Genomic DNA, 20,016 nt, shown 5'->3' with positions numbered 1-20,016 from the left:
GAACGGCATTTGTGAATACAGACTTAGGGGAAGGCTGCGACGCCGGTCAATTCGTCTCGCGGCCAATAGGATACAGCAGGTACCGTTCGTCATAATAAGGCGTGCGCGCATAGAACCATTGCAACCGCGCAGTGGCGTCCTTCGCGAAATCGGGATCGGCGGCGAGCTTCGCGTCGAATTCCGCCTTCAGCTTCGGGTCGTTTGCCAGCATCTTGTCGGCGAGCGGGGCGATGGCATAGCCTTCGATATATTCGGTGCGGGCCAGCATCGCCGGGGCCATGTTCCATGCCAGCACCCCGTCCTCGCTTTCGGGTTCTAGCAGGAAGGCGGCGAGCAGGCCGAGCGGCTGGTCGGCGGGGACGCGGACCGATCCGGGCGGCATCGTCTCGCGGCGGCGTTCGTGGACGATCCTGGCCTCCAGCGGGACATGGCCTTCGCTGGCCGGCTGCAATTTCGGTTCGGTCGCGCGCGCCATGTCGAGGTCGAGCGTCCGGGGGGCGTCGATCGGCTCGTAGCGGATGCCGTGCAGTTTCAGCAGGTCGATGACGTGCGGCAGGGTGGCGGGTACCCACCATGCGCGGGGCAGGGCGACGGTCTTGTCGGGCAGGCTGCCGAACACCGGCATGTTGAACGTCACCGGCTTGGGCAGCCAGCGCAGTTCGTCCCGGCCCGAGGCGGGCGAGCGATAGCTGTCGTGCGCCAGTCCGAGAAAGTCGACGCTGTAGAGCGGGGTCGGGTTCGGCTTCCACGTCATGGTCGCGGTCGCGGGGCGGTCGGCGCGGTCGGCGTCGATCGCTTCGCGCAATTCGGCGGCACGATCGGCGGCGATGCGGAGCGATTCCTCGACGAACACATAGGTGCCGAGCACGCGCTGGCGATAGGGTTTGAGCGAATGGGTCTCGACCAGCACGGTCGGGATATGGGCGATGTCGCCATAGCCGGTCGAGAAACGCGGCGTGTCGACGTCCTGGCTCATGCCCTTTTCCGGCGCGCGATTGTCGAGCGTGCTGACATAATAGCCGGGGGTGTGGCCGCCGCGTTTCAGCGCGGCGTCCATGGCCCGGCGCAGCCGCGTGTCGAGAAACCGGCCGATGGCTGCCGAGCGGGCGTAATAGCCCCGCCAGCCCGAAAAGGCGTAGGTGACGTCGTAGCGATGATCGATGCCGTCGGTGACGTGCAGGTCGAGATACAGCACCGGGTCGAGCCGCCGGATCAGGCCGATCATCGCCTGCGTCTCCGGCGCATCGGCTTTCAGATAGTCGCGGTTGAGGTTCAGATTCTGCGCGGTGGTGCGCCAGCCCATGTCCTTCGGCCCGCGCTGGTTCGGGCGGTTATAGGGGCCGGAGCGTTCATGGCCGTCGACATTGTAGATGGGCACGAACACCAGATCGACCTTGTCGAGCAGGCCGTCCTTGCCGCGCAACGCGATGTCGCGCAGCAGCATCAGCCCGGCGTCCTTGCCCTCGATCTCACCGGCATGGATGCCGGCCTGTACCAGCACGACCGGCTTGCCGGCGTCGCCCTTATGCGCCCGGACCGCATAGAGGTCGCGCCCTTGCGGGCTTTTGCCGAAGGTTTCGATGGTCAGTAGCGGGGACGCGGCGACCAGCCGGTCAATCCATGCGCGGGTTGCCGCATAGTCGGGCGTGGTGACGAAACCGCTCGCTTCGGCCGGGGTGATCCACGGGTCGTTCGGTTTGGCGATCAGCTTCTCGCTGGCGCCGTGCCATGGGCGGATCGGCGGCAGCGGCGCTTCGAGCGGGGTCTGGGCGGTGGCGGCGGAGGCGAGAAGGGCGGCGGCGAGGATCAGGAAACGCATGTCGCGATCGTAGCGGATGCTGGCAGCGACGCCAGTCCTTCTCCTTCCTACCAAAGGGAACGATGGGCAATCCATTCCCCAGCCGGAACGATCTGTTGCGTAACAAGTTGTTGCTCGGCAATACCCTTGTATGGAGCCACGGCGATCGCCCCGGCCTATGAGTTCAAGCCGCACGAACGGCCGTTCCTGCCCGGTTCGCCCGCCACGCCCGAGCACCCGTTCGCGCGCCGGGTCGGCTATTTCGCGATCGGCATGCTGCTGGGCGTCACCGGCGGGTTCAACAACGGGCTGCTGATCGCCAACCTGCCGCAGATCCAGGGGTCGCTGGGGCTTACCCCGGTCGAGGGCGGGTGGCTGACCGCGATCTATTCGATGACCAGCGTCTGCATGTCGATGCTGCTGATAAAGTTCCGGCAGCAATTCGGGTTGCAGCGCTTCACGCGCATCTTCCTCATCGCCTTTCTCATCCTCAACGTCCTGCAGCTATTCGTGCACAGTTATGGCGTGCAGTTGATCGTACGCGGGGCGGCGGGCGTGGCGGGCAGCGCGCTGACGACCCTGTGCTTCCTCTACATCATGCAGGCGCTGCCCGCCGCCGCGCGGCTGTCGGGGATGATCATCGGCTTCGGTGCGTCGCAGGTCGCGCTGCCGCTGGCGCGGACGCTGTCGCCGCTGCTGCTGGCCGATGGGCGGATCGAGGCGCTGTTCCTGTTCGAACTGGGGCTGACGCTGATGTGTCTCGGCTCGGTGGCATTGCTGCGGCTGCCTCCGTCGGAGCGGACACCGGCATTCGAGCGGATCGATTTCCTGACCTTCGCGCTGTTCGCGCCGGGCATCGCGCTGCTGTGCGCGGTGCTGGTGCAGGGGCGGATACAGTGGTGGTCGACGCCGTGGCTGGGATATGCCACCGCCGCCGCCATCCCGCTGATCGGCGGCGCACTGCTGATCGAGCATAACCGCGCAAATCCGCTGCTCAACACGCGCTGGATGCTGGGCCGCAACATCGTCCGCTTCGCTGTCGTCGCGGCCAGTCTGCGTATCCTGTTGTCCGAACAGACGTTCGGCGCGGTCGGGCTGCTGACCGTGGTCGGAATGGGTAATGATCAACTGGTGACGCTGAGCCTCGTCATGACGCTGGCGTCGATCGCGGGGCTGGTCGTCTGCCTCAAGACGCTGAACATGCAGGATCTGTACAAGCCGGTGGTGATCGCCGTCGCGCTGATCGGCATCGGTGCGTGGATGGATTCGGATTCGACCAACCTGACCCGCCCGTCGAGCCTGTATGTCAGCCAGTCGATCATCGCCTTTGCCGCGCTCTATTTCCTCGGGCCGATGGTGATGATCGGCATCTTTCGCGCACTGGCGCGGGGGCCGAGCCATATCATCAGCTTTTCGGCGATCTTCAGCATTTCGCAGACGATGGGCGGCCTTGCCGGCACCGCGCTGCTGGGATCCTTCCAGATCGTGCGCGAGAAATATCACGCGTTCGAACTGACCCAGAGCCTGACGGTCACCGATCCGCTGGTCGTGCAGCGTATCCAGCAACTGGGCGGCGCCTATGCCCGCGTGCTCGGCGACGCGACGCTGCGGCAGGCGTCGGGCACGGGGCTGCTGGGGCAACAGGTGACGCGGGAGGCGAACATCCTCGCCTATAACGATGTCTTCCTCGCCGTCGCGATCCTTTCGGCGGCGATGGTGGTGTGGCTCGGCGCGCTGTGGCTGCGCTTCCGCCTGAAGGGCGTGAACCCGCTCGCCGCCGATCTTGCCGCCGTGCAACGCATGCGACAGCAGCAAATGTCATGACCGATACGCAACTTACCGAAGATGAAAAGCAGCGGCTGACCGACCCGGTCGAGGTGCCGCGTGAACCGGCGCGGGCGCGCGGCTGGGCACCGCCGCGCGGGTCGCTGAAAGCCACGATCGGCTTCGTCGCGCTGCTGCTCGGCGGCATCGCGCTGGCACTATACGCATGGGGGCTGTGGCCGTTCGGCAGCGCGATCCAGGCGACCGACAATGCCTATGTCCGCGGGCAGACGACGATCATCGCGCCGCAGGTCAATGGCTATGTGACGCAAGTGCTGGTCCGCGATTTTCAGGACGTAAAGGCGGGACAGGTGCTCGCGCGGATCGACGACCGCATCTATCGCCAGCGCGTCGATCAGGCACGGGCCGGGCTGGCGGCGCAACAGGCGAACCTCGCCAATTCGCAGCAGAGCGAACGGTCAAGCGAGGCGAGTCTCGGCGGACAGGCGGCGGCGGTCGTCAATGCGCAGGCACAGCTGGCGCGGGCGCAGGCGGATATGGCGCGCGTCAACGATCTGGTTGCGCAGGGGTCGGTGTCGCTGCGCGAACGCGACCAGACGCTGGCGGCGCTTCGCGCGGCGCAGGCGGGCGTGTTGCAGGCGCAGGCGCAGCGCAGCGTCGCGCAGGAACAGGTGCGGACTGTGACGGTCGGGCGCGGCGGGCTGAACGCGGCCGTCGAGAATGCGCGTGCGGCGGTGCGGCTGGCCGAGATCGATCTGGCCAACACGATCATCCGCGCGCCGCAGGACGGGCGGCTGGGCGAGGTCGGGGTGCGGCTGGGGCAATATGTGACGGCCGGCACGCAGATGATGTTCCTCGTGCCGCCGACCGTCTGGGTCACCGCCAATTTCAAGGAGGCGCAGACCGCGCGCATGGCGCCGGGCCAACCGGCGACGATCCGCGTCGATGCGTTGGATCGCGCGGAGTTGCGCGGGCGGGTGGAGCGCATTGCGCCTGCCGCCGCCAACGAGTTCGCGGTGATCCGGGCGGACAATGCCACCGGTAACTTCGTGAAGGTGGCACAGCGTATTCCGGTGCGGATCGCGATCGATGCCAAGGATCCGCTGTTCCAGCGACTGCGGCCGGGGATGTCGGTCGAGGCGCGGGTCGATACCCGTAGCGGCGTGTCGCCGGCGGCGCGATGAGGGGACGGATCGCCCTGACGGCGCTGGCGTTTCTCGGCGCCTGTGCCCCGGCCGAACGACCGCGCCCGGAGGCGGCGGCGGTCGTGCCCCCGGCGGCGTGGCGCACGCCGCTGCCCGGAAGCGTGCCGATCACGGCGAACTGGTGGCGGGCGTTCGGCGATCCCGAACTGACCCGGCTGGTCGAGGCGGCGCTGGCCAACAATTCCGACATTGCCATCGCCGCCGCGCGCGTGGCCGAGGCGCGCGGGCAGGAGCGGGTGGCACGCGCGGCGCGCTTCCCGACGCTCGACGCCGGGGTGGGGTTGATCGAACAGCGCGCGCTCAACGCGTTCGGGTCGGCGACGACCGGCACGTCGCTGCAACCCGTGTTCCAGTCGGCCTATGAGATCGACCTGTTCGGACGGGTCGGGCAGACGATCGCGGCGGCGCGGCTGACCGGCGATGCCGCTGCCGCCGCCGCCGACAGCGCCCGGCTGGCGGTCGCCGCCGCTACCGCCAGCGGCTATGTGACGCTCCGCGGCCTCGATGCGCGGATCGAGACGGTGCGGGCGACGATCGCGTCGCGGGGCGAGGCGTTGCGCATCGCCCGTTCGCGCGCGGAGGCGGGCTATACTTCGCAACTCGAACTGCGACAGGCCGAGGCGGAATATGCCGGCGTGACGCAGACGCTGCCGCAGCTCGAATTGCTGGCACGGCGGCAGGAAAATGCGTTGGCGCTGCTGACCGGCACCCCGCCACGGACGATCGATCGCGGGCGGGCATTGGAGGCGCTGGTGCCGCCACCGATCCCGGCGGGGCTGCCGTCCGACCTGTTGCGGCGGCGCCCCGATATCGCGCAGGCCGAGGCGACACTGGCGGCGAGCGATGCGTCGCTGGCCGGGGCACGCGCCCAGTTTCTGCCGTCGCTGCGGCTGACCGGATCGACCGGGGAAGTACTGTCGAGCGCGTTGCCCAATCCGGTCGGCATCTGGTCGATCGGGGCGAGCGTGCTGGCGCCGCTGTTCCGGGGCGGACAGTTGCGTGGGAATTACGATGCAGCAACGGCGCGAAGGGATCAGGCCGCGTTCGCCTATCAACGCAGCGTGCTAACCGCGTTTCGTGAGGTCGAGGATGCACTGGCGGCGGTAGATCGGCTGGCGGTGCAGCGGCGCGCGCTGGAGGCGCAGCGCACCGCGACAGCCGAGGCGCTGCGCCATGCGACCAATCGCTACCGGGCCGGCTACAGCCCCTATCTGGAGCAGCTCGATGCGCAGCGCGCGTTGTTCAGCGCCGAATTGTCGCTCGAACAGGTGCGCGCCGATCAGTTGACTGCGCTGGTCGCACTGTATCAGGCAATGGGCGGCGGCTGGGGGTCCGGCGCATGATCCGGGTTGCGACGATGGCGGACGTCCCGGCGCTGCATGCACTGGTGGAGGCGGCGTTTCGCGGGGAGTCGGCGCGGGGCGGGTGGACGCATGAGGCGGACCTTCTCGACGGGCAACGCACCGACCGCGCGGCGCTGGCCGAAGTGATGACCGATCCCGATCGCACGATCCTGATGACCGACGATGCGACCGGATGCGTCCAGGTGTCGCAGATCGCGCCGGACCGGGCCGCGCTGGGCCTGTTGGCGGTGCGGCCGGACGTGCAGGCCGGCGGGCTGGGGCGACGGCTGGTGCGGGCGGCGGAGGATCATGCCGTGCGCATTTATGGCGCCCGGAGGATGGAGATGACGGTCATCGCCGTGCGGGACGAACTGATCGCATGGTATGCGCGGCAGGGCTATTGCCGCACCGGCGAAATCCGGCCGTTCCCGATGGACGATCCGCGCTTCGGCCTGCCGCGCCAGCCCCTGTCGTTCGTCGTACTGGAACGCAGCCTGCCGCGATGACCCCCGAAGCGACAAGCCCCGCCCGGGGGACCGGACGGGGCCTGCAACGGCAGCGCAAGGGAGTGCGCAACTTCGATTTAACCTGCTGCAACAAATCCGCAATGGTTCTTTTGGAGACCCGGGTACGCCGGACTGTCCAACAATTGGTCAACCCAGCGCTCGACCAGCGTCATCAACCGCGAATAGGCGGTGGCGTCGTCGAAATCGGGGTCCGCGATCCGGCGGTGCATGATCCCCGCGCCCATCGTCAGGATCATCTCGGCAAGTTCGGCACGCGACTCGGCCTGATCGGGGCGGGGGGCAAGGCCGGTCAGCGACAAAATCAGTGCCTGCTTGACCCGACGGTTGATGTCGTGCGCGATCGCCTTGATCCGGTCGTTGCGCGCGGCCTCCGCGATGATTTCGGGCATCAACTGTCGCGACTCGATATCCCTGCCGCACTGCAAGAACATCCGCAGCCAAGCGCGAATCGCATCGACGTCGCCGGCCTTCACCGCCTGCGCAATCTCGGCCTCGTGCAGGAAGGTGGCGAGGTCGCCCTCCACGATCGCGGCGACGATCGCCTCCTTGTCGGCGAAATCGCGATATATCTGTCCGACCTTGATGCCCGAAACCGCCGCGATCTGCGCGACTCCGGTGCCGTGAAAGCCATGTTCGGCGAACAGTGTCCGCGCCACCGCAACCAGCTTTTCGCGCCGGGCCAACGCCTTGCTCGCCCGGCATGCCACTCCGCACTGCAACAAATTCACGTCCGATTCACCTGTAACCTCTTGCCACTTTTCGCTGGTCGGCGTAGGCGCCGCCAATGTGTGAGTGATCGATCACTCACGTTCAGCACATCCGTCGAGGACGTTCATGAAAAATCGCATGGCCCCATTGGCACTGGCGCTCCTCCTTTCGGCCTGTGGCGGGGGCGGCAGCGAACAGCAACAGCAGCAGGGCGCGCCGCAGGGGCCGCCGCAGGTCGGGTTCGTGACCGTGCAGGCGCAGCCGGTGACGCTGACCACCCAGTTGCCGGGCCGCACCGCGCCCTATGAAACGTCGGATGTCCGCCCGCAGGTCAATGGGCTGATCCTTGCCCGGCTGTTCCAGGAGGGCGATTACGTCCGGCAGGGCCAGCCGCTCTATCGCATCGACCCGTCGCCCTATCAGGCGGCGGTGGCGAGTGCGCGCGCCGCATTGTCGCGGGCGCAGGCGTCGATCGCTTCGACCCGCAACCTTGCCCGCCGTTATGGCGAACTGGTCAAGATCAACGCGATCAGCCGGCAGGAATATGAGAATGCGGTGACCGGCGCGCAGCAGGCGCAGGCGGACATCGCCGCGCAGCAGGCGGCGTTGCGGCAGGCGCAGATCGACCTGTCGCGCACGACGATCAAGGCGCCGATCTCGGGCCGGATCGGCCGGTCGGTCTATACCACCGGCGCGCTGGTATCGGCGGCGCAGACCGAGGCGCTGACCACGATCCAGCGGCTCGACCCGATCTATGTCGATATCCAGCAGTCGAGCGCCGACCTGCTCAAGCTGCGCCAACAGATCCTCGACGGCGACCTGTCGCGCGGGTCCGGCGCGGCGCGGGTCCGGCTGAAGCTGGAGGATGGCAGCACCTATCCGATCGAGGGGACGTTGAAGTTCACCGACGTGACCGTCGACCCGGCGACGGGGACGCAGGCGATCCGGGCGGTCTTCGCCAATCCGCGCGGGCTGTTGCTGCCGGGCATGTATGTCCGCGCCGAACTGGTCGAAGGGACCAAGGCGAACGGCATGCTGGTGCCGCAGCGCGCGGTGACCCGCGATCCGAAGGGCAGCGCGACGGTGCTGGTCATCGGGGCCGATGGCAAGCTGGCGCCCCGCCCGCTGACCACCGACCGGACGGTCGGCGATGCGTGGCTGGTGACCGGCGGCCTGCAGCCCGGTGACAAGGTCGTCGTCGAAGGCGCGCAGATGTTGCAGCCCGGCACCCCGGTAAAGGGCTATCAATGGACGCCGCAGACCGCCGGCGCGGCACCGCAGGGCGCTGCCCCCGGTGGCGCCGGCGGTCCGCAGGCACAGGCGAAGTAACCGCTGATGTCCCGCTATTTCATCGACCGGCCCATCTTCGCATGGGTCATCGCCGTCGTCATGATGCTGGCCGGCGCGATCGCGATCCGCAGCCTGCCGATCGCGCAGTTCCCCGAGATCGCACCGCCCGCGGTCGCGATCACCGCCACCTATCCGGGGGCGGACGCGGAGACGCTGGAGCGCACGACGACCCAGATCATCGAACAGCAGCTGCGCGGCATCGACAATCTGCGCTATTTCTCGTCTTCCTCCTCCTCGGCGGGGACGGTGACGATCACGCTGACGTTCGAACAGGGCACCGATCCCGACATCGCGCAGGTGCAGGTCCAGAACAAGCTGCAGGCGGCGACCCCGCTCTTGCCGCAGGAGGTCCAGCGGCAGGGGATTCAGGTCACCAAGTCCGCGGCCAGCTTCCTCGTCGTCGTCGGTCTGGTCTCGACCGACGGGTCGCACAGCAACAACGACCTGTCCGACATGGTCGTGTCGCAGTTCCAGGACCCGATCAGCCGCGTATCCGGCGTCGGCGAATTGCAGGTGTTCGGCGCGCAATATGCGATGCGCATCTGGGTCGATCCGCTCAAGCTCAACAGCTATCAGCTGACGATCGGCGACGTGACGGCGGCGGTGCAGGCGCAGAATGCGCAGGTCTCCGCCGGACAGATCGGTGCGCAGCCGGCGCCTAAGGAGCAGATGCTCAACGCTACGGTCAGCGTCCAGTCGCGCCTGCAAACGCCCGAGCAGTTCGCCAATATCCGGCTGAAGACCAATGCCGACGGCGCGGTCGTCCGGTTGGGCGATGTCGCGCGGGTCGAGATCGGCGCCGAGAATTACGGCTTCGACGTGCAGTATAATGGCCGTCCGGCATCGGGCTTCGGCGTCCGGCTGGCGGCGGGTGCCAACGCGCTCGACACGGTCGAACTGGTCAAGGCGCGCGCGCAGGAAATCGGTCGCGGCCTGCCGGGCGACGTCAAGGTCATCTATCCGTACGACACGACGCCGTTCGTCCGCCTGTCGGTCGAACAGGTCATCCACACGCTGATCGAGGCGGTGGTGCTGGTCTTCCTCGTCATGTTCCTGTTCCTGCAGAACTGGCGGGCGACGATCATCCCCACGATCGCCGTCCCGGTGGTGCTGCTCGGCACCTTTGCGGTGATGGCGGTCGCGGGTTTCACCATCAACACGCTGACGCTGTTCGGCATGGTGCTGGCGATCGGCCTGCTGGTCGACGACGCGATCGTCGTGGTCGAGAATGTCGAACGCCTGATCCAGACCGAGGGGCTGTCGCCGAAGGAAGCGGCGCGCAAGTCGATGGACGAGATCACCGGCGCGCTGGTCGGTATCGGCCTCGTCCTGTCGGCGGTGTTCCTGCCGATGGCGTTCTTCGGCGGGTCGACCGGCGTCATCTATCGCCAGTTCTCGATCACGATCGTGTCGGCGATGGTGCTGTCGGTGATGGTCGCGCTGATCCTGACGCCGGCATTGTGCGCCACGATCCTGAAACCGCATGATCCGCACAAGCATGAACAGGGCAACGGCCTGCTCGCGCGCTTCTTCCGCTGGTTCAACGACAAGTTCGAACGCAGCCAGCACAAGTATGAAGGCGGCGTCCGGCGCACCACGCGCAACTGGAAACGGTCGATGCTGGTCTATCTGCTGATCGTTGGCGGCATGGTGTTCGTGTTCACGCGCCTGCCCTCGGGCTTCCTGCCCGATGAGGATCAGGGGACGGTGCTCGCGCTGGTACAGGGTCCGGCGGGTGCGACCAGCGGTCGTACCGAAAAGGGCCTGAACCTGGTGCGCGACCATTTCCTGAAGCAGGAATCGGCCAATGTCGCCGGGGTCTTCACGATCAACGGGTTCAGCTTCGCGGGACAGGGGCAGAATGCCGGTCTCGTCTTCGTGAACCTGAAGCCGTGGGACGAACGCAGCGGTGCCGAGAACAAGGCGCAGTCGATCGTCGGTCGGGCAATGGGTGCGTTCGCGGGCTATAAGGACGGGCTGATCTTCGCACTGGTGCCGCCTGCCGTGCAGGAACTGGGCAATGCGACCGGATTCGACGTGCAACTCGTCGATACCGGCGGCATCGGCCATGACCGTCTGCTCCAGGCGCGCAACATGATGCTCGGCATGGCCGCGCAGGACGCGCGCGTCGCACAGGTGCGTCCGCTCAGCCTCGACGATGCGCCGCAGCTGAAGATCAATATCGACGAAGACAAGGCGCGTGCGCTGGGTCTCGACCTCGCCGACGTCAATTCGACGATCTCGACCGCATGGGGCGGCGGCTATATCAACGACTTCATCGATCGGGGGCGCGTGAAGCGCGTCTATATCCAGGCCGATACCCCCTATCGCCTGAGCCCCGAGGATGTCGGCGACCTGTATGTGCGCAATGCCACCGGACAGATGGTGCCGTTCGCCGCCTTCTCGACGCTCGAATGGGCCAATGCGCCGGTCCAGCTGACCCGGTATAACGGGCAGTCGGCGATGCAGCTGCAGGGTTCGCCGGGGGCGGGGCTCAGCACCGGCGCGGCGATGACGGCGATGGAGGAGATCCATGCCAAGCTGCCGCCGGGCACCGCGCTCGAATGGACCGGGCTGTCGTTCGAGGAACGGCTGTCGGGCGGGCAGGCGCCGGCGCTGTACGGGCTGTCGCTGCTGATCGTGTTCCTGTGTCTCGCCGCACTGTATGAAAGCTGGTCGGTGCCGATCTCGGTCCTGCTCGTCGTGCCGCTCGGGATTCTCGGGGCGCTGCTGGCGGCGTGGCTGACGGGTCTCAACAACGACATCTACCTGCAGGTAGGCCTGATCACCACGATCGGCGTGTCGGCGAAGAACGCGATCCTGATCGTGGAATTCGCCGAGGAGCGGATGGGGGACGGAATGAACGCGGTCGATGCGGCGGTGGAGGCTGCCCGGCTGCGTCTCCGCCCGATCCTGATGACGTCGCTCGCCTTCGTCTTCGGCGTGTTGCCGCTGGCATTGTCGACCGGTGCGGGTGCCGGCGGGCAGAATGCGATCGGGCGCGCGGTGGTCGGCGGCATGTTGTCGGCGACGATCCTCGCCATCTTCTTCGTGCCGATGTTCTTCGTCGTCGTCCTGCGCCTGTTCGGCCATGGCGGCAGCGACAAGAACACCCCGTCCGCCAACCGGGACATCGAACCCGATGGCGGCAACCGGTCCTCCGATGGCGGCGAAGCTGCGCCGCAGGGGGCATGACCATGAGCAACCCGATGACGCTGCGTAGCCTGATCCTCCTCGCCACCACGACGGCGCTGGCGGGGTGCAACCTCGCCCCCAACAATGTCCGGCCGGAGGGGGCGATCCCGCTGACGCTGCCGCAGGGTGGCGCCTATCCGCCGCTGGGCGCCGAACAGGCCGATGTGACTGCGATCGCCTATCGCGATTTCTTCACCGATCCCCGGTTGCAGGCGGTCATCGCGACCGCGCTGGAGAATAATCGCGATTACCGGGTGACGGCGGCCAATGTGCTGGTCGCCCGCGCGCAATATCGCGTGACCCGCGCCAGTCAGGTGCCGACCACCGCCGCCAATGGTGGCGTCACCTATACCAACAATCCGTTCGGGGCGCTGGGCGGGGCGGGGGGTGCCGGTGGGCAGGCCGGCGGCGCGGGCGGGGTGCCGGCCCAGTCCGGCAATCTCGAAATCTATCAGGCGTCGGTCGGGTTCTCCGCCTTCGAACTCGACCTGTTCGGCCGTGTCCGCAATCTCAGCCAGGCGGCGCTGCAGGAATATTTCGCGACCGAAGAGGCGCAGCGCGCCGCGCGCATCGCGCTGATCGGCGAAGTGGCGACGGCGTGGCTGACCATGGCCGCCGATCAGGACCAGTTGCGCCTGTCGCGCGAGACGCTGGCGAGTTTCGGGCGCACGCTGGAGTTGACCCGGGCGCAGTTCCGCGTCGGCGTCATCTCCGAACTGGAGGTGCAGCAGGCCGAAACCAGCTATCAGCAGGCGCGCAACGACATCGCCGCCCTGACCGCGCAGATCGCGCAGGACCAGAATGCGATCAACCTGCTCGCCGGCACGACGGTGCCGATCGAGCAATTGCCATCCGAGTTGGGCGAACGTGACGCGGTTCTGACCAATCTGCCGACCGGCGTGTCTTCCGCCGTCCTGTTGCGCCGGCCGGACGTCTTGCAGGCCGAACGCCGGCTCTATGCCGCCAATGCCAATATCGGCGCGGCGCGGGCGGCATTGTTCCCGACGATCTCGCTGACCGCGACGCTGGGCACGATCAGCACGGCGCTGGGCGGCCTGTTCGGCGCGGGGACGCAGAACTTCTCGATCGCGCCCGCCGCCACCCTGCCGCTGTTCGACGGTGGCCAGCGGCGCGGCAATGTCGAGGTCGCCCGCGCGCAGCAGCTTGCGGCGGTCGCGACCTATGAAGGCACGCTCCAGACCGCGTTCCGCGAGGTCGCCGATGCGCTGGCGACGCGCGGCACGATCGACGAGCAATTGGCCGCACAGACGGCACGGGCGCAGTCGGCGGCCACCGCCGAGCGACTGTCCGATGCGCGCTATCGTGCGGGGGTGGATTCGTTCCTTAACACGCTGGACGCACAGCGGACCAGCTATGCCGCGCGGCAGACGCTGGTCCAGACGCGCCTCGCCCGCGCGACGAACCTGGTGACGCTGTACCGGACGCTGGGGGGCGGGCTGAACTAGCGCCCCTTGCATCGCATCGCGATCGGCATATGCTCTCCATTATAACATATAGGAGAGGAACGATGAATCCGATCGAGCCGGGCGACGCAGCGGGCGAGAAGAGCATGGTGATCCTGCAAAGCCTGCTTTGCCTGCTGCGCGAGAAGAACCTGTTGTCGCGCGCCGATATCGAGGAACTGGCCGCAAAGGTCGCCAGCCGCGCTGCGGAGCATGATCGCGACCCGCTGCCCTGCCAGTCCGATGCGGTCGTCGCCGCCGCCAGCGAGATGAACCGGCTCGGCGCCTATATCGGCGGGCGCTATGGCGGGAAGCATCGTCGCATCTGACGCCGCGACCGGCGGTGTAATCACCGCGTCAGATTTCGAAGCGACAGGCATCTCTCGCGGCCGTCATGCGTTTCATGCAGGTTCGGTTGCACCGGGCGAGTTAGAATGGGCGGCAAACGCCCCATGAGAGGTTGTCGTGTCTTTGATCGGACCGGACGAAATGTCCTATTTTGTACGCCGCGCGGAACAGCAGTTGGAACTGGCCCAGCAGGCCGACCATGAACAGGTTGTCCACGCCCATTACGAACTGGCGAACCTGTATCTCGACAAAGCCTATGCCGATGGCGTGACAGGGTCGGAGGTAGGTACGGAAGCTGCGTGAGCTTGTGTAAGCCGAGCGCGGACCTTTGGTTCGCGTGTCGGCTTGGTTTAGGCGACGCGCTCGCCAGTTATTTAACGTCGCCCCGGACTTGGTCGAGACTTCTGCGAACGCCGTTCGATTTTAGCGTGATGACAAGAGGTAGCTCCGTTCGTGCCGAGTAGGGGCTGAGCGAAGTCGAAGAGCCGTATCGAAGTACCTTCTACCAACGGTCCTTCGATACGTCATTTCGACAAGCTCAATGGCTACTCAGGACGAACGGGTCAGGTTCATGTCATCCCCCCTAGCCGAAAACGTCCGTACCCCGGCGCGGGCCGGGGTCCAGTTGGTAGAGCTTGTCCGTATCATACCAATGCCCCCGACCCGGTCCCGGCCTTCGCCGGGGCGCAAGCAGGACTTTCGCAGAGGTCCCGTTCAGAATCGGAACGACACGCGTCGATATCGAGCGCTTACTGCTCGGCTTCGTTGACCGGCGCCGTTTCTTCGGGCGCTTCCTCCGCCGCCTTTTGCTCGCCACGGGTCGAGCGCGAGGTCATGCCGGTCGCGGAGGCGTCGTCCAATACCTGCTGGTCGGGTTCGATCGGCGGGGGCGGGGGAAGTTCCTCCGCCGGGGCGACTGCACTCAGATTTTCTGTCACCGGCGGCGCGGCTTCGTAATTCTCCTCGGGCAGCGGCGTTGGTGGGGGTGCTTCCTCGTCGAACGCGCTGTTTTCGATCGGGGCATCCTCCGGCTCGGATCCTGAGCATCCCGCCATGCCGGTCGCCAGCAACAGACCGCTGCCAGCCAGCAGCATCGCGCGCCATCCGCTCTTCATCTTCATCCCCTTATCGTGCCGCCAACTGGCTGGCCTCGGCGCGCGCGGCGATCTTGTTCGCCAGCACGCCGTCCCATTTATACGGATCCTCGCGGAAGCTCATCGTGCCGTTGGGCGTCGCGAACGCCGTCCAATAGAGCAGATAGACCTTCACCGGATCGGCGACCTTGGCTCGCACGGTCTTGCCCGAGGCGAGCGTCGCGTCGATCTGTTCCGCCGGCCATTCGGGGGTCGTCCGCAACAGCAGTCGCGCCAGGTCCTCGGGCTTTTCGAGGCGAACGCAGCCATGGCTGGCCAGCCGGTCGAAATTGGCAAAGCCCGACTGCGCCGGCGTGTCGTGCAGGTAGACGGCGAACGGATTGTCGAAATCGAACTTGAACCGGCCGAGCGCACTGCGCTCCGATGCCTGTTGCAGGCGACGGCCGCCGCCCTCGGTCTCGATCACGCGAAAGCCGTTGCGCTTCAGATAGCCGGGATTGGCGCGTTCCTTCGGCCACAATTCCTTGTCGGCGATCGAAGACGGCACATTCCATGGCGGATTGAGCACGATCGAATGGATCGTCGAGGTCAGCATCGGCGTCTCGTCACCCGGACGCCCGGTCACCGCCTTCATCGACGTCACCGGCTGGTCGCCGTCGAACACGGTCAGCACCGCCGCGGCGATGTTCACCTGAATGCGGTTCTTTTCCAGTTCGGTCGGCAGCCAGCGCCACCGTTCCATATTCGCCTTGATCTGCTTGATCCGTTCGCCGACCGGCACGTTGAGCGAGGCGATGGTCTGCGCGCCGACCTGTCCGGCGGGGTTCAGGCCGTAGCGCCGCTGGGCGCGGCGGACCGCGTCGAGCAACGCCGTGTCGAACGTATCGCCGCTCGCCGACAATTCGGGATCCTCGAGCGCCAGCCGCTTGCGCAACGCCGCGACCTGCGGCCCGCGACCGCCCGGGCGCAGTTCGGACCCGGCGGCGACGGTCGGCCAGCCACCATTCGCGGCGATCTTGCGATAGCGTGCCAGGCCGGTGACCAGCGTATCATATCCGGCATAGGGCGGCGGCAGCGACGCGACCCATGCCGCCAGCCGGTCCTTCGCCACGGCGTCGCGGAACGACGGCAGCGGATCATAGGATTGCGGGCGCATCGCCCAATCCTTCTGGAAATCGGCGGTGTCGAGCCGTCCGGCGCGTACCGCATGGGCATGGTCGAGCGCGGCCTGCACCAGCGCCGGTCCGGTCAGCGCGCCCAGCAACGGCTCGCGGTCCTTCAGCCCCTGCGCCACCGCGTCACGGGCCAGCAGGCGGGCGAGTTCGCTCTCCTGCGCGGCGGTCAGCGTCGGCAGCGGCAGGGGGGCGGGGATCGGCTGCACCATCGGCGTGGTCGACGGCATGGTCGGCACGACCGGCGGCGGCAGCACCTGTGCCGAAGCGGCGTTCGCGAGGGTCAGGCCCGCGCCGGCGAACAGGGCACGCCGCAGCGTGCGGACGAAACGGAGACGGTGTTCGGTAATCGCTTTCATCCCAGACTCTTTTGGTACGACAGGCGTCCTATACGGATTCCAACCTGCCGCACGATGAACCGTTCCCCTTTGTCGCTCTGTTACCACAAGGCGGGATCGGTTTCGAACCCCTAAGCGATCAGGAAAGATGCCGCTTGTCGAGTTTGCGGGCGAGGGTGCGCCGATGCATGCCCAGCCGCCGCGCGGCTTCGGAAATGTTGAAGCCGGTGTCGGCCAGCGTCTGGTGGATATGCTCCCATTCCAACGTCTTGATCGAGGTCGGCGCGGCGGTCAGGTCGGCCTGCGGATTGCCCTCGACCTTGGCGAAGGCGGCTTCGATCTCGTCGGTATTGGCGGGCTTGGTCAGATAGTTGGTGGCGCCCAGCTTGATCGCCTCGACCGCCGTCGCGATGCTGGCGAAGCCGGTAAGCACGACGATACGCATGGCCGGATCGATTGCCGACAGCGCGGAGACGCAGGCAAGGCCCGAGGCGCCGCCCAGCCGCAGGTCGACCACGGCATATTCGGGTTCGAACCGGCGCGCGACATCGTCGAGCCGATCGGGGCCGGTAATGACCTCCACCGCATAGCCGCGCCGTTCGAACGACCGGCACAGGGTGCGGGCGAAGGTCGCATCATCCTCGACGATCAGCAGGCGACGGTCGGTCATTTGGTCTTCTCCAGCGCCAGCGACTCGATCGGCAGGAGCAGCGTCGTCTCCGCGCCGCCGTTGTCGCGGTTCACCGCCTCGATCGTTCCTCCCAGCGGCCGCAGGACATTGGTCGCGAGATAGAGGCCGAGCCCGGCACCCTGCCGGTCCTTGCTGGTATTATAGGGTTTGCCGAGGCTGGAGAGAATGCGGTCGGCGAAACCATTGCCGTCGTCGCGCACCGTCAGCCGCAGCATCGCTCCGTCGCGCAGTGCGATCAGTGCGATGTCGCGTCCGCCCGCCTCCACCGCATTGTCGAGCAGGTTGGTCAGCGCCTGGGCCAGCGCGCGGTCGGCGACGATCGGTACGTCGGGTCCGAGGCGATCTTCGAACGCGGCGCGGCCGGGGTCGCTGCCGCGCCAACGGTCGAGCGTATCGGTCAGGAAAGTGCGCAGCGTGGTGCGGGTCGGCGCCTCGCCCTTCACCTCCCCGGCGGCGAACAGGATGCCCGATACGATCTCCTTGCACCGCGCGACTTCGGCCCGCATGTCGTCGACCTCGGCGGCGAAGCGCGGGTCGCGGCGGACCGCCGGCTCGTTCTTCCAGTCGCCGAGCAGCACCGAAATCGACGAGAGCGGCGTGCCAAGTTCGTGCGCCGCGCCGCTGGCGAGCAGGCCCATGCGGACGATATGCTCCTCCTCGACCGCGCGCTGATGGAGTTGCGCCACCTTGGTATCGCGGTCGCGCAGATTGGCGGCGATCCGCGTCACGAAGGCGACCAGCAGCGTGGCGGCGAGCACGAAATTGATCCAGTTGCCGAGCAGGAACGCGTCGGACAGGCTGCTGGCATAGGATGGCGGCAGTTGCAGCGGGCGATGGAACGGCCCCAACAAAGCGAAGGCGGCACTGGTGATCGCGACCAGCGCCCAACTCGACCAGACTTTCAGCAGGATCGCACCGATCACGACCTGCAACAGATAGAGCGACACGAACGGGTTGCGTGCCCCGCCCGACAGATAAAGTTGTGCGGTCAGCGCCGCGACGTCGAGGACCAGCGCCGCGAACAGCGGCAGGTTGGTGTCGCTCCACCGCGACCGGCGGGCGAGGGTGGCGAGGTTGAGCAGCACCAGTGCCGCCAGCACGCTGGCCATCGGCACGAGGGGCAGGCGGATGCCGAGCAGTCCATCGACGACGAGAATCGTCGCCAGCTGACCACCGACCGCCAGCCAGCGCAGCTGGACCAGCAGCAGCATGTTGCGGCCGACCCCCTCGGCCGGCGGCGCATAGGGGGTCGGGGTGGCGGCGGGCTGCATCGGGCGCATGTTACGCCCGTTTGTTCGGCCGCGCGACAAACCATGTCATGCCGGCCAACAGTGCGGCGAGGCCGAACCAGGTGAGCGCGTAGACCAGGTGGTTGTTGCGGAAGCTGACCACCGTCAGCCCGCCGCGCGGCCATGCCTTGCCGGGCGTCGCGGCAGCGTCGATGAAATAGGGCGCGACTTCGGACAAGCCCCGCTTGGCGGCGATCGCGCCGACGTCGCGCGAATACCAGCGGTCTTGGGTCGGGTCGTTGCTGCGCAGGAATCCGCCGCCCGGCTCGGACAGGCGCAACAGTCCGGTTACCGTAACGGTGCCGGGGGGTGCCGGCACCTTGCCGCGTTGTTCGGGGGGCACGAAACCGCGATTGACGAGGACGGTGAAGCGCCCGGTATCGAGCGGGGTCAGGACCCAGAAACCACCGCCGAGCGCCGTCGTGGCCTGGGTATAGCTGTCGGCGTCGGGGCGGTACCGGCCGGTGACGGTCACTGGCCGGTAGGCGTCGTTGGTCGTGATCGCGCGCCATGCCGATGGCGGCGGGGCGGGGACGGGGGGGGAGCGCAGCATTGTTTCGGTTCGCTGGATCAGGTCCAGCTTCCACGTCCGACGCTGCAACTGCCACACCCCCAGCGCGAGGAGGCCGGCGATGACGCATCCGATCAGCGTTCCGATCAGGATGCGTCGCAAAGCCCCCGGCCGGGTCACATCGTGCTCATTTCCCCGGACATCTGCGGCATCATGTTCAGGTTCATATGGTACATGACCCATAGCGACCCCGACAGCACGATGACCACGAGGATGGCGGTGAAGATCAGCGCCATCAACGTCCAGCCATTCTCCGACTTGGTATTCATGTGCAGGAAGTAGATCATATGCACGACGATCTGCACGATCGCGCAGAGCATGACGATGCCGGCGGTGATCCGGCTATCGGCAAACGCATTGGTCATGACGAGCGCGAAGGGGATCGCGGTCAGCACCACCGAGAGCAGGAAGCCGATGACATATTCGCGGCGCGAGCCGTGCGCGGGCGCATCGCCATGGCCGCCATGGCCATGCGCATGCGCGTCGTGATGTGCGTGGCCGGCCATTACAGCACTCCCAGCAGATAGACGAAGGTGAAGACGCCGATCCAGACGACGTCGAGGAAGTGCCAGAACAGCGACAGGCACATCAGGCGGCGCATGTTCGCAGCACCCAGACCGAACTTGGCGACCTGCACCATCAGCGTCACCAGCCAGACGATGCCGAAGGTGACGTGCAGGCCGTGCGTGCCGACCAGCGTGAAGAAGCTGGACAGGAACGCGCTACGCTGCGGTCCGGCGCCTTCGTGGATCAGATGGCTGAACTCGTAGAGTTCGATGCCGAGGAAGCACAGCCCGAACATGCCGGTGATGGCGAGCCAGCGTAGCGTCGCGCCCTTCTTGCCCTCTTCGGCGGCGATCATCGCGAAGCCGTAGGTGATCGACGAGAAGAGCAGCATCGCGGTGTTGAGCGCGACAAGCGGCAAGTCGAACAGTTCCTTGGCGTCCGGGCCACCCGCGGTGCTGCCCGAATAGACGCCATAGGAGGCGAAGAGCATGGCGAAGATGAGACAGTCGCTCATCAGATAGAGCCAGAAGCCGAGCATCGTGCTCGACCCGGCTTCATGCTCATGCTCCTCCGCCAGATGGAAGGCGCGCTCGGACGCGCCTGCGGGGACTTGAACCGACGAACCCATAATC

At 66.9% G+C, this 20,016-nt stretch carries 18 protein-coding genes; 9 read left to right on the top strand and 9 right to left on the bottom strand.

The features are described from left to right. Nucleotides 1-46: 46 nt before the first annotated feature. Nucleotides 47-1,819 carry a M14 family metallopeptidase gene (locus ACZ1JS_RS10630; RefSeq protein WP_465166031.1) on the bottom strand — a complete coding sequence of 591 codons (1,773 nt, stop codon included), beginning with the start codon at nt 1,817-1,819 and terminating at the stop codon, nt 47-49. A gap of 126 nt (nt 1,820-1,945) precedes the next feature. Here ACZ1JS_RS10630 and ACZ1JS_RS10625 point away from each other — a divergent pair, with 126 nt between their 5' ends. From ACZ1JS_RS10625 to ACZ1JS_RS10610, 4 genes are read left to right on the top strand one after another with little or no spacing between them, the layout of a single operon-like run. Then, nucleotides 1,946-3,622 (top strand): MFS transporter, encoded by a 1,677-nt coding sequence (locus ACZ1JS_RS10625; protein WP_465166030.1) that lies wholly within the window; start codon nt 1,946-1,948, stop codon nt 3,620-3,622. After that, on the top strand, nt 3,619-4,767 hold the full coding sequence (locus tag ACZ1JS_RS10620; RefSeq protein ID WP_465166029.1) for an HlyD family secretion protein: 1,149 nt from the start codon (nt 3,619-3,621) through the stop codon (nt 4,765-4,767). Before ACZ1JS_RS10625 ends, ACZ1JS_RS10620 begins: the two co-directional genes overlap by 4 nt. After that, a complete protein-coding gene (locus tag ACZ1JS_RS10615; protein ID WP_465166028.1) occupies nt 4,764-6,131 on the top strand; it encodes an efflux transporter outer membrane subunit in 1,368 nt (455 codons plus the stop codon). Before ACZ1JS_RS10620 ends, ACZ1JS_RS10615 begins: the two co-directional genes overlap by 4 nt. Next, on the top strand, nt 6,128-6,637 hold the full coding sequence (locus ACZ1JS_RS10610) for a GNAT family N-acetyltransferase (RefSeq protein ID WP_465166027.1): 510 nt from the start codon (nt 6,128-6,130) through the stop codon (nt 6,635-6,637). The genes ACZ1JS_RS10615 and ACZ1JS_RS10610 overlap by 4 nt, the downstream gene beginning before the upstream one ends. 77 nt (nt 6,638-6,714) lie before the next feature. On the opposite strand, the gene ACZ1JS_RS10605 is transcribed toward ACZ1JS_RS10610, so the two are convergent. Beyond that, entirely contained in the window at nt 6,715-7,386 is a 672-nt protein-coding gene (locus ACZ1JS_RS10605) for a TetR/AcrR family transcriptional regulator (protein WP_465166026.1), read from the bottom strand. A 106-nt stretch (nt 7,387-7,492) separates the two neighbouring features. On the opposite strand from ACZ1JS_RS10605, the gene ACZ1JS_RS10600 reads away from it, so the two are divergent. The 5 genes from ACZ1JS_RS10600 to ACZ1JS_RS10580 all read left to right on the top strand — a co-directional run bounded on the left by ACZ1JS_RS10600 (nt 7,493) and on the right by ACZ1JS_RS10580 (nt 14,025). Continuing rightward, nucleotides 7,493-8,695 (top strand): efflux RND transporter periplasmic adaptor subunit, encoded by a 1,203-nt coding sequence (locus ACZ1JS_RS10600; RefSeq protein WP_465166025.1) that lies wholly within the window; start codon nt 7,493-7,495, stop codon nt 8,693-8,695. Nucleotides 8,696-8,701: 6 nt separating this feature from the next. Beyond that, nucleotides 8,702-11,911: an efflux RND transporter permease subunit gene (locus ACZ1JS_RS10595; protein WP_465166024.1), complete on the top strand. Its 3,210-nt coding sequence runs from the start codon at nt 8,702-8,704 to the stop codon at nt 11,909-11,911. 2 nt (nt 11,912-11,913) lie between these two features. After that, complete coding sequence (locus ACZ1JS_RS10590) at nt 11,914-13,377, top strand: efflux transporter outer membrane subunit (RefSeq protein WP_465166023.1); 1,464 nt, start codon at nt 11,914-11,916, stop codon at nt 13,375-13,377. Between the two features lie 62 nt (nt 13,378-13,439). Then, entirely contained in the window at nt 13,440-13,703 is a 264-nt protein-coding gene (locus ACZ1JS_RS10585) for a hypothetical protein (RefSeq protein WP_056456356.1), read from the top strand. Nucleotides 13,704-13,863: 160 nt separating this feature from the next. After that, on the top strand, nt 13,864-14,025 hold the full coding sequence (locus ACZ1JS_RS10580; RefSeq protein WP_465166022.1) for a hypothetical protein: 162 nt from the start codon (nt 13,864-13,866) through the stop codon (nt 14,023-14,025). 446 nt (nt 14,026-14,471) lie between these two features. On the opposite strand, the gene ACZ1JS_RS10575 is transcribed toward ACZ1JS_RS10580, so the two are convergent. The 7 genes from ACZ1JS_RS10575 to cyoC all read right to left on the bottom strand — a co-directional run bounded on the left by ACZ1JS_RS10575 (nt 14,472) and on the right by cyoC (nt 20,012). Beyond that, nucleotides 14,472-14,837, bottom strand: a complete 366-nt coding sequence (locus ACZ1JS_RS10575; RefSeq protein ID WP_465166021.1) for a hypothetical protein — start codon at nt 14,835-14,837, stop codon at nt 14,472-14,474. A 10-nt stretch (nt 14,838-14,847) separates the two neighbouring features. Further along, nucleotides 14,848-16,347 carry a L,D-transpeptidase family protein gene (locus ACZ1JS_RS10570; RefSeq protein WP_465166020.1) on the bottom strand — a complete coding sequence of 500 codons (1,500 nt, stop codon included), beginning with the start codon at nt 16,345-16,347 and terminating at the stop codon, nt 14,848-14,850. Nucleotides 16,348-16,465: 118 nt separating this feature from the next. Next, nucleotides 16,466-16,996, bottom strand: a complete 531-nt coding sequence (locus tag ACZ1JS_RS10565; protein WP_345876446.1) for a response regulator transcription factor — start codon at nt 16,994-16,996, stop codon at nt 16,466-16,468. After that, nucleotides 16,993-18,297 carry an ATP-binding protein gene (locus tag ACZ1JS_RS10560; RefSeq protein WP_465166019.1) on the bottom strand — a complete coding sequence of 435 codons (1,305 nt, stop codon included), beginning with the start codon at nt 18,295-18,297 and terminating at the stop codon, nt 16,993-16,995. The genes ACZ1JS_RS10565 and ACZ1JS_RS10560 overlap by 4 nt, the downstream gene beginning before the upstream one ends. 1 nt (nt 18,298) lies before the next feature. Continuing rightward, nucleotides 18,299-18,997: an SURF1 family protein gene (locus ACZ1JS_RS10555; protein WP_465166018.1), complete on the bottom strand. Its 699-nt coding sequence runs from the start codon at nt 18,995-18,997 to the stop codon at nt 18,299-18,301. Continuing rightward, the gene (gene cyoD, locus ACZ1JS_RS10550) at nt 18,994-19,383 is read right to left on the bottom strand and encodes a cytochrome o ubiquinol oxidase subunit IV (RefSeq protein WP_242115976.1); all 390 of its coding nucleotides are present in this window, start codon (nt 19,381-19,383) and stop codon (nt 18,994-18,996) included. The genes ACZ1JS_RS10555 and cyoD overlap by 4 nt, the downstream gene beginning before the upstream one ends. After that, nucleotides 19,383-20,012: a cytochrome o ubiquinol oxidase subunit III gene (cyoC, locus tag ACZ1JS_RS10545; RefSeq protein ID WP_465166017.1), complete on the bottom strand. Its 630-nt coding sequence runs from the start codon at nt 20,010-20,012 to the stop codon at nt 19,383-19,385. Before cyoC ends, cyoD begins: the two co-directional genes overlap by 1 nt. Between the last annotated feature and the right edge of the window lie 4 nt (nt 20,013-20,016).

The organism is Sphingomonas sp. BL-S-05 (genome assembly GCF_055521695.1).
The sequence above is the reverse complement of the archived record's forward strand: the minus strand, read 5'-3'. Positions and strand labels throughout refer to the sequence as shown.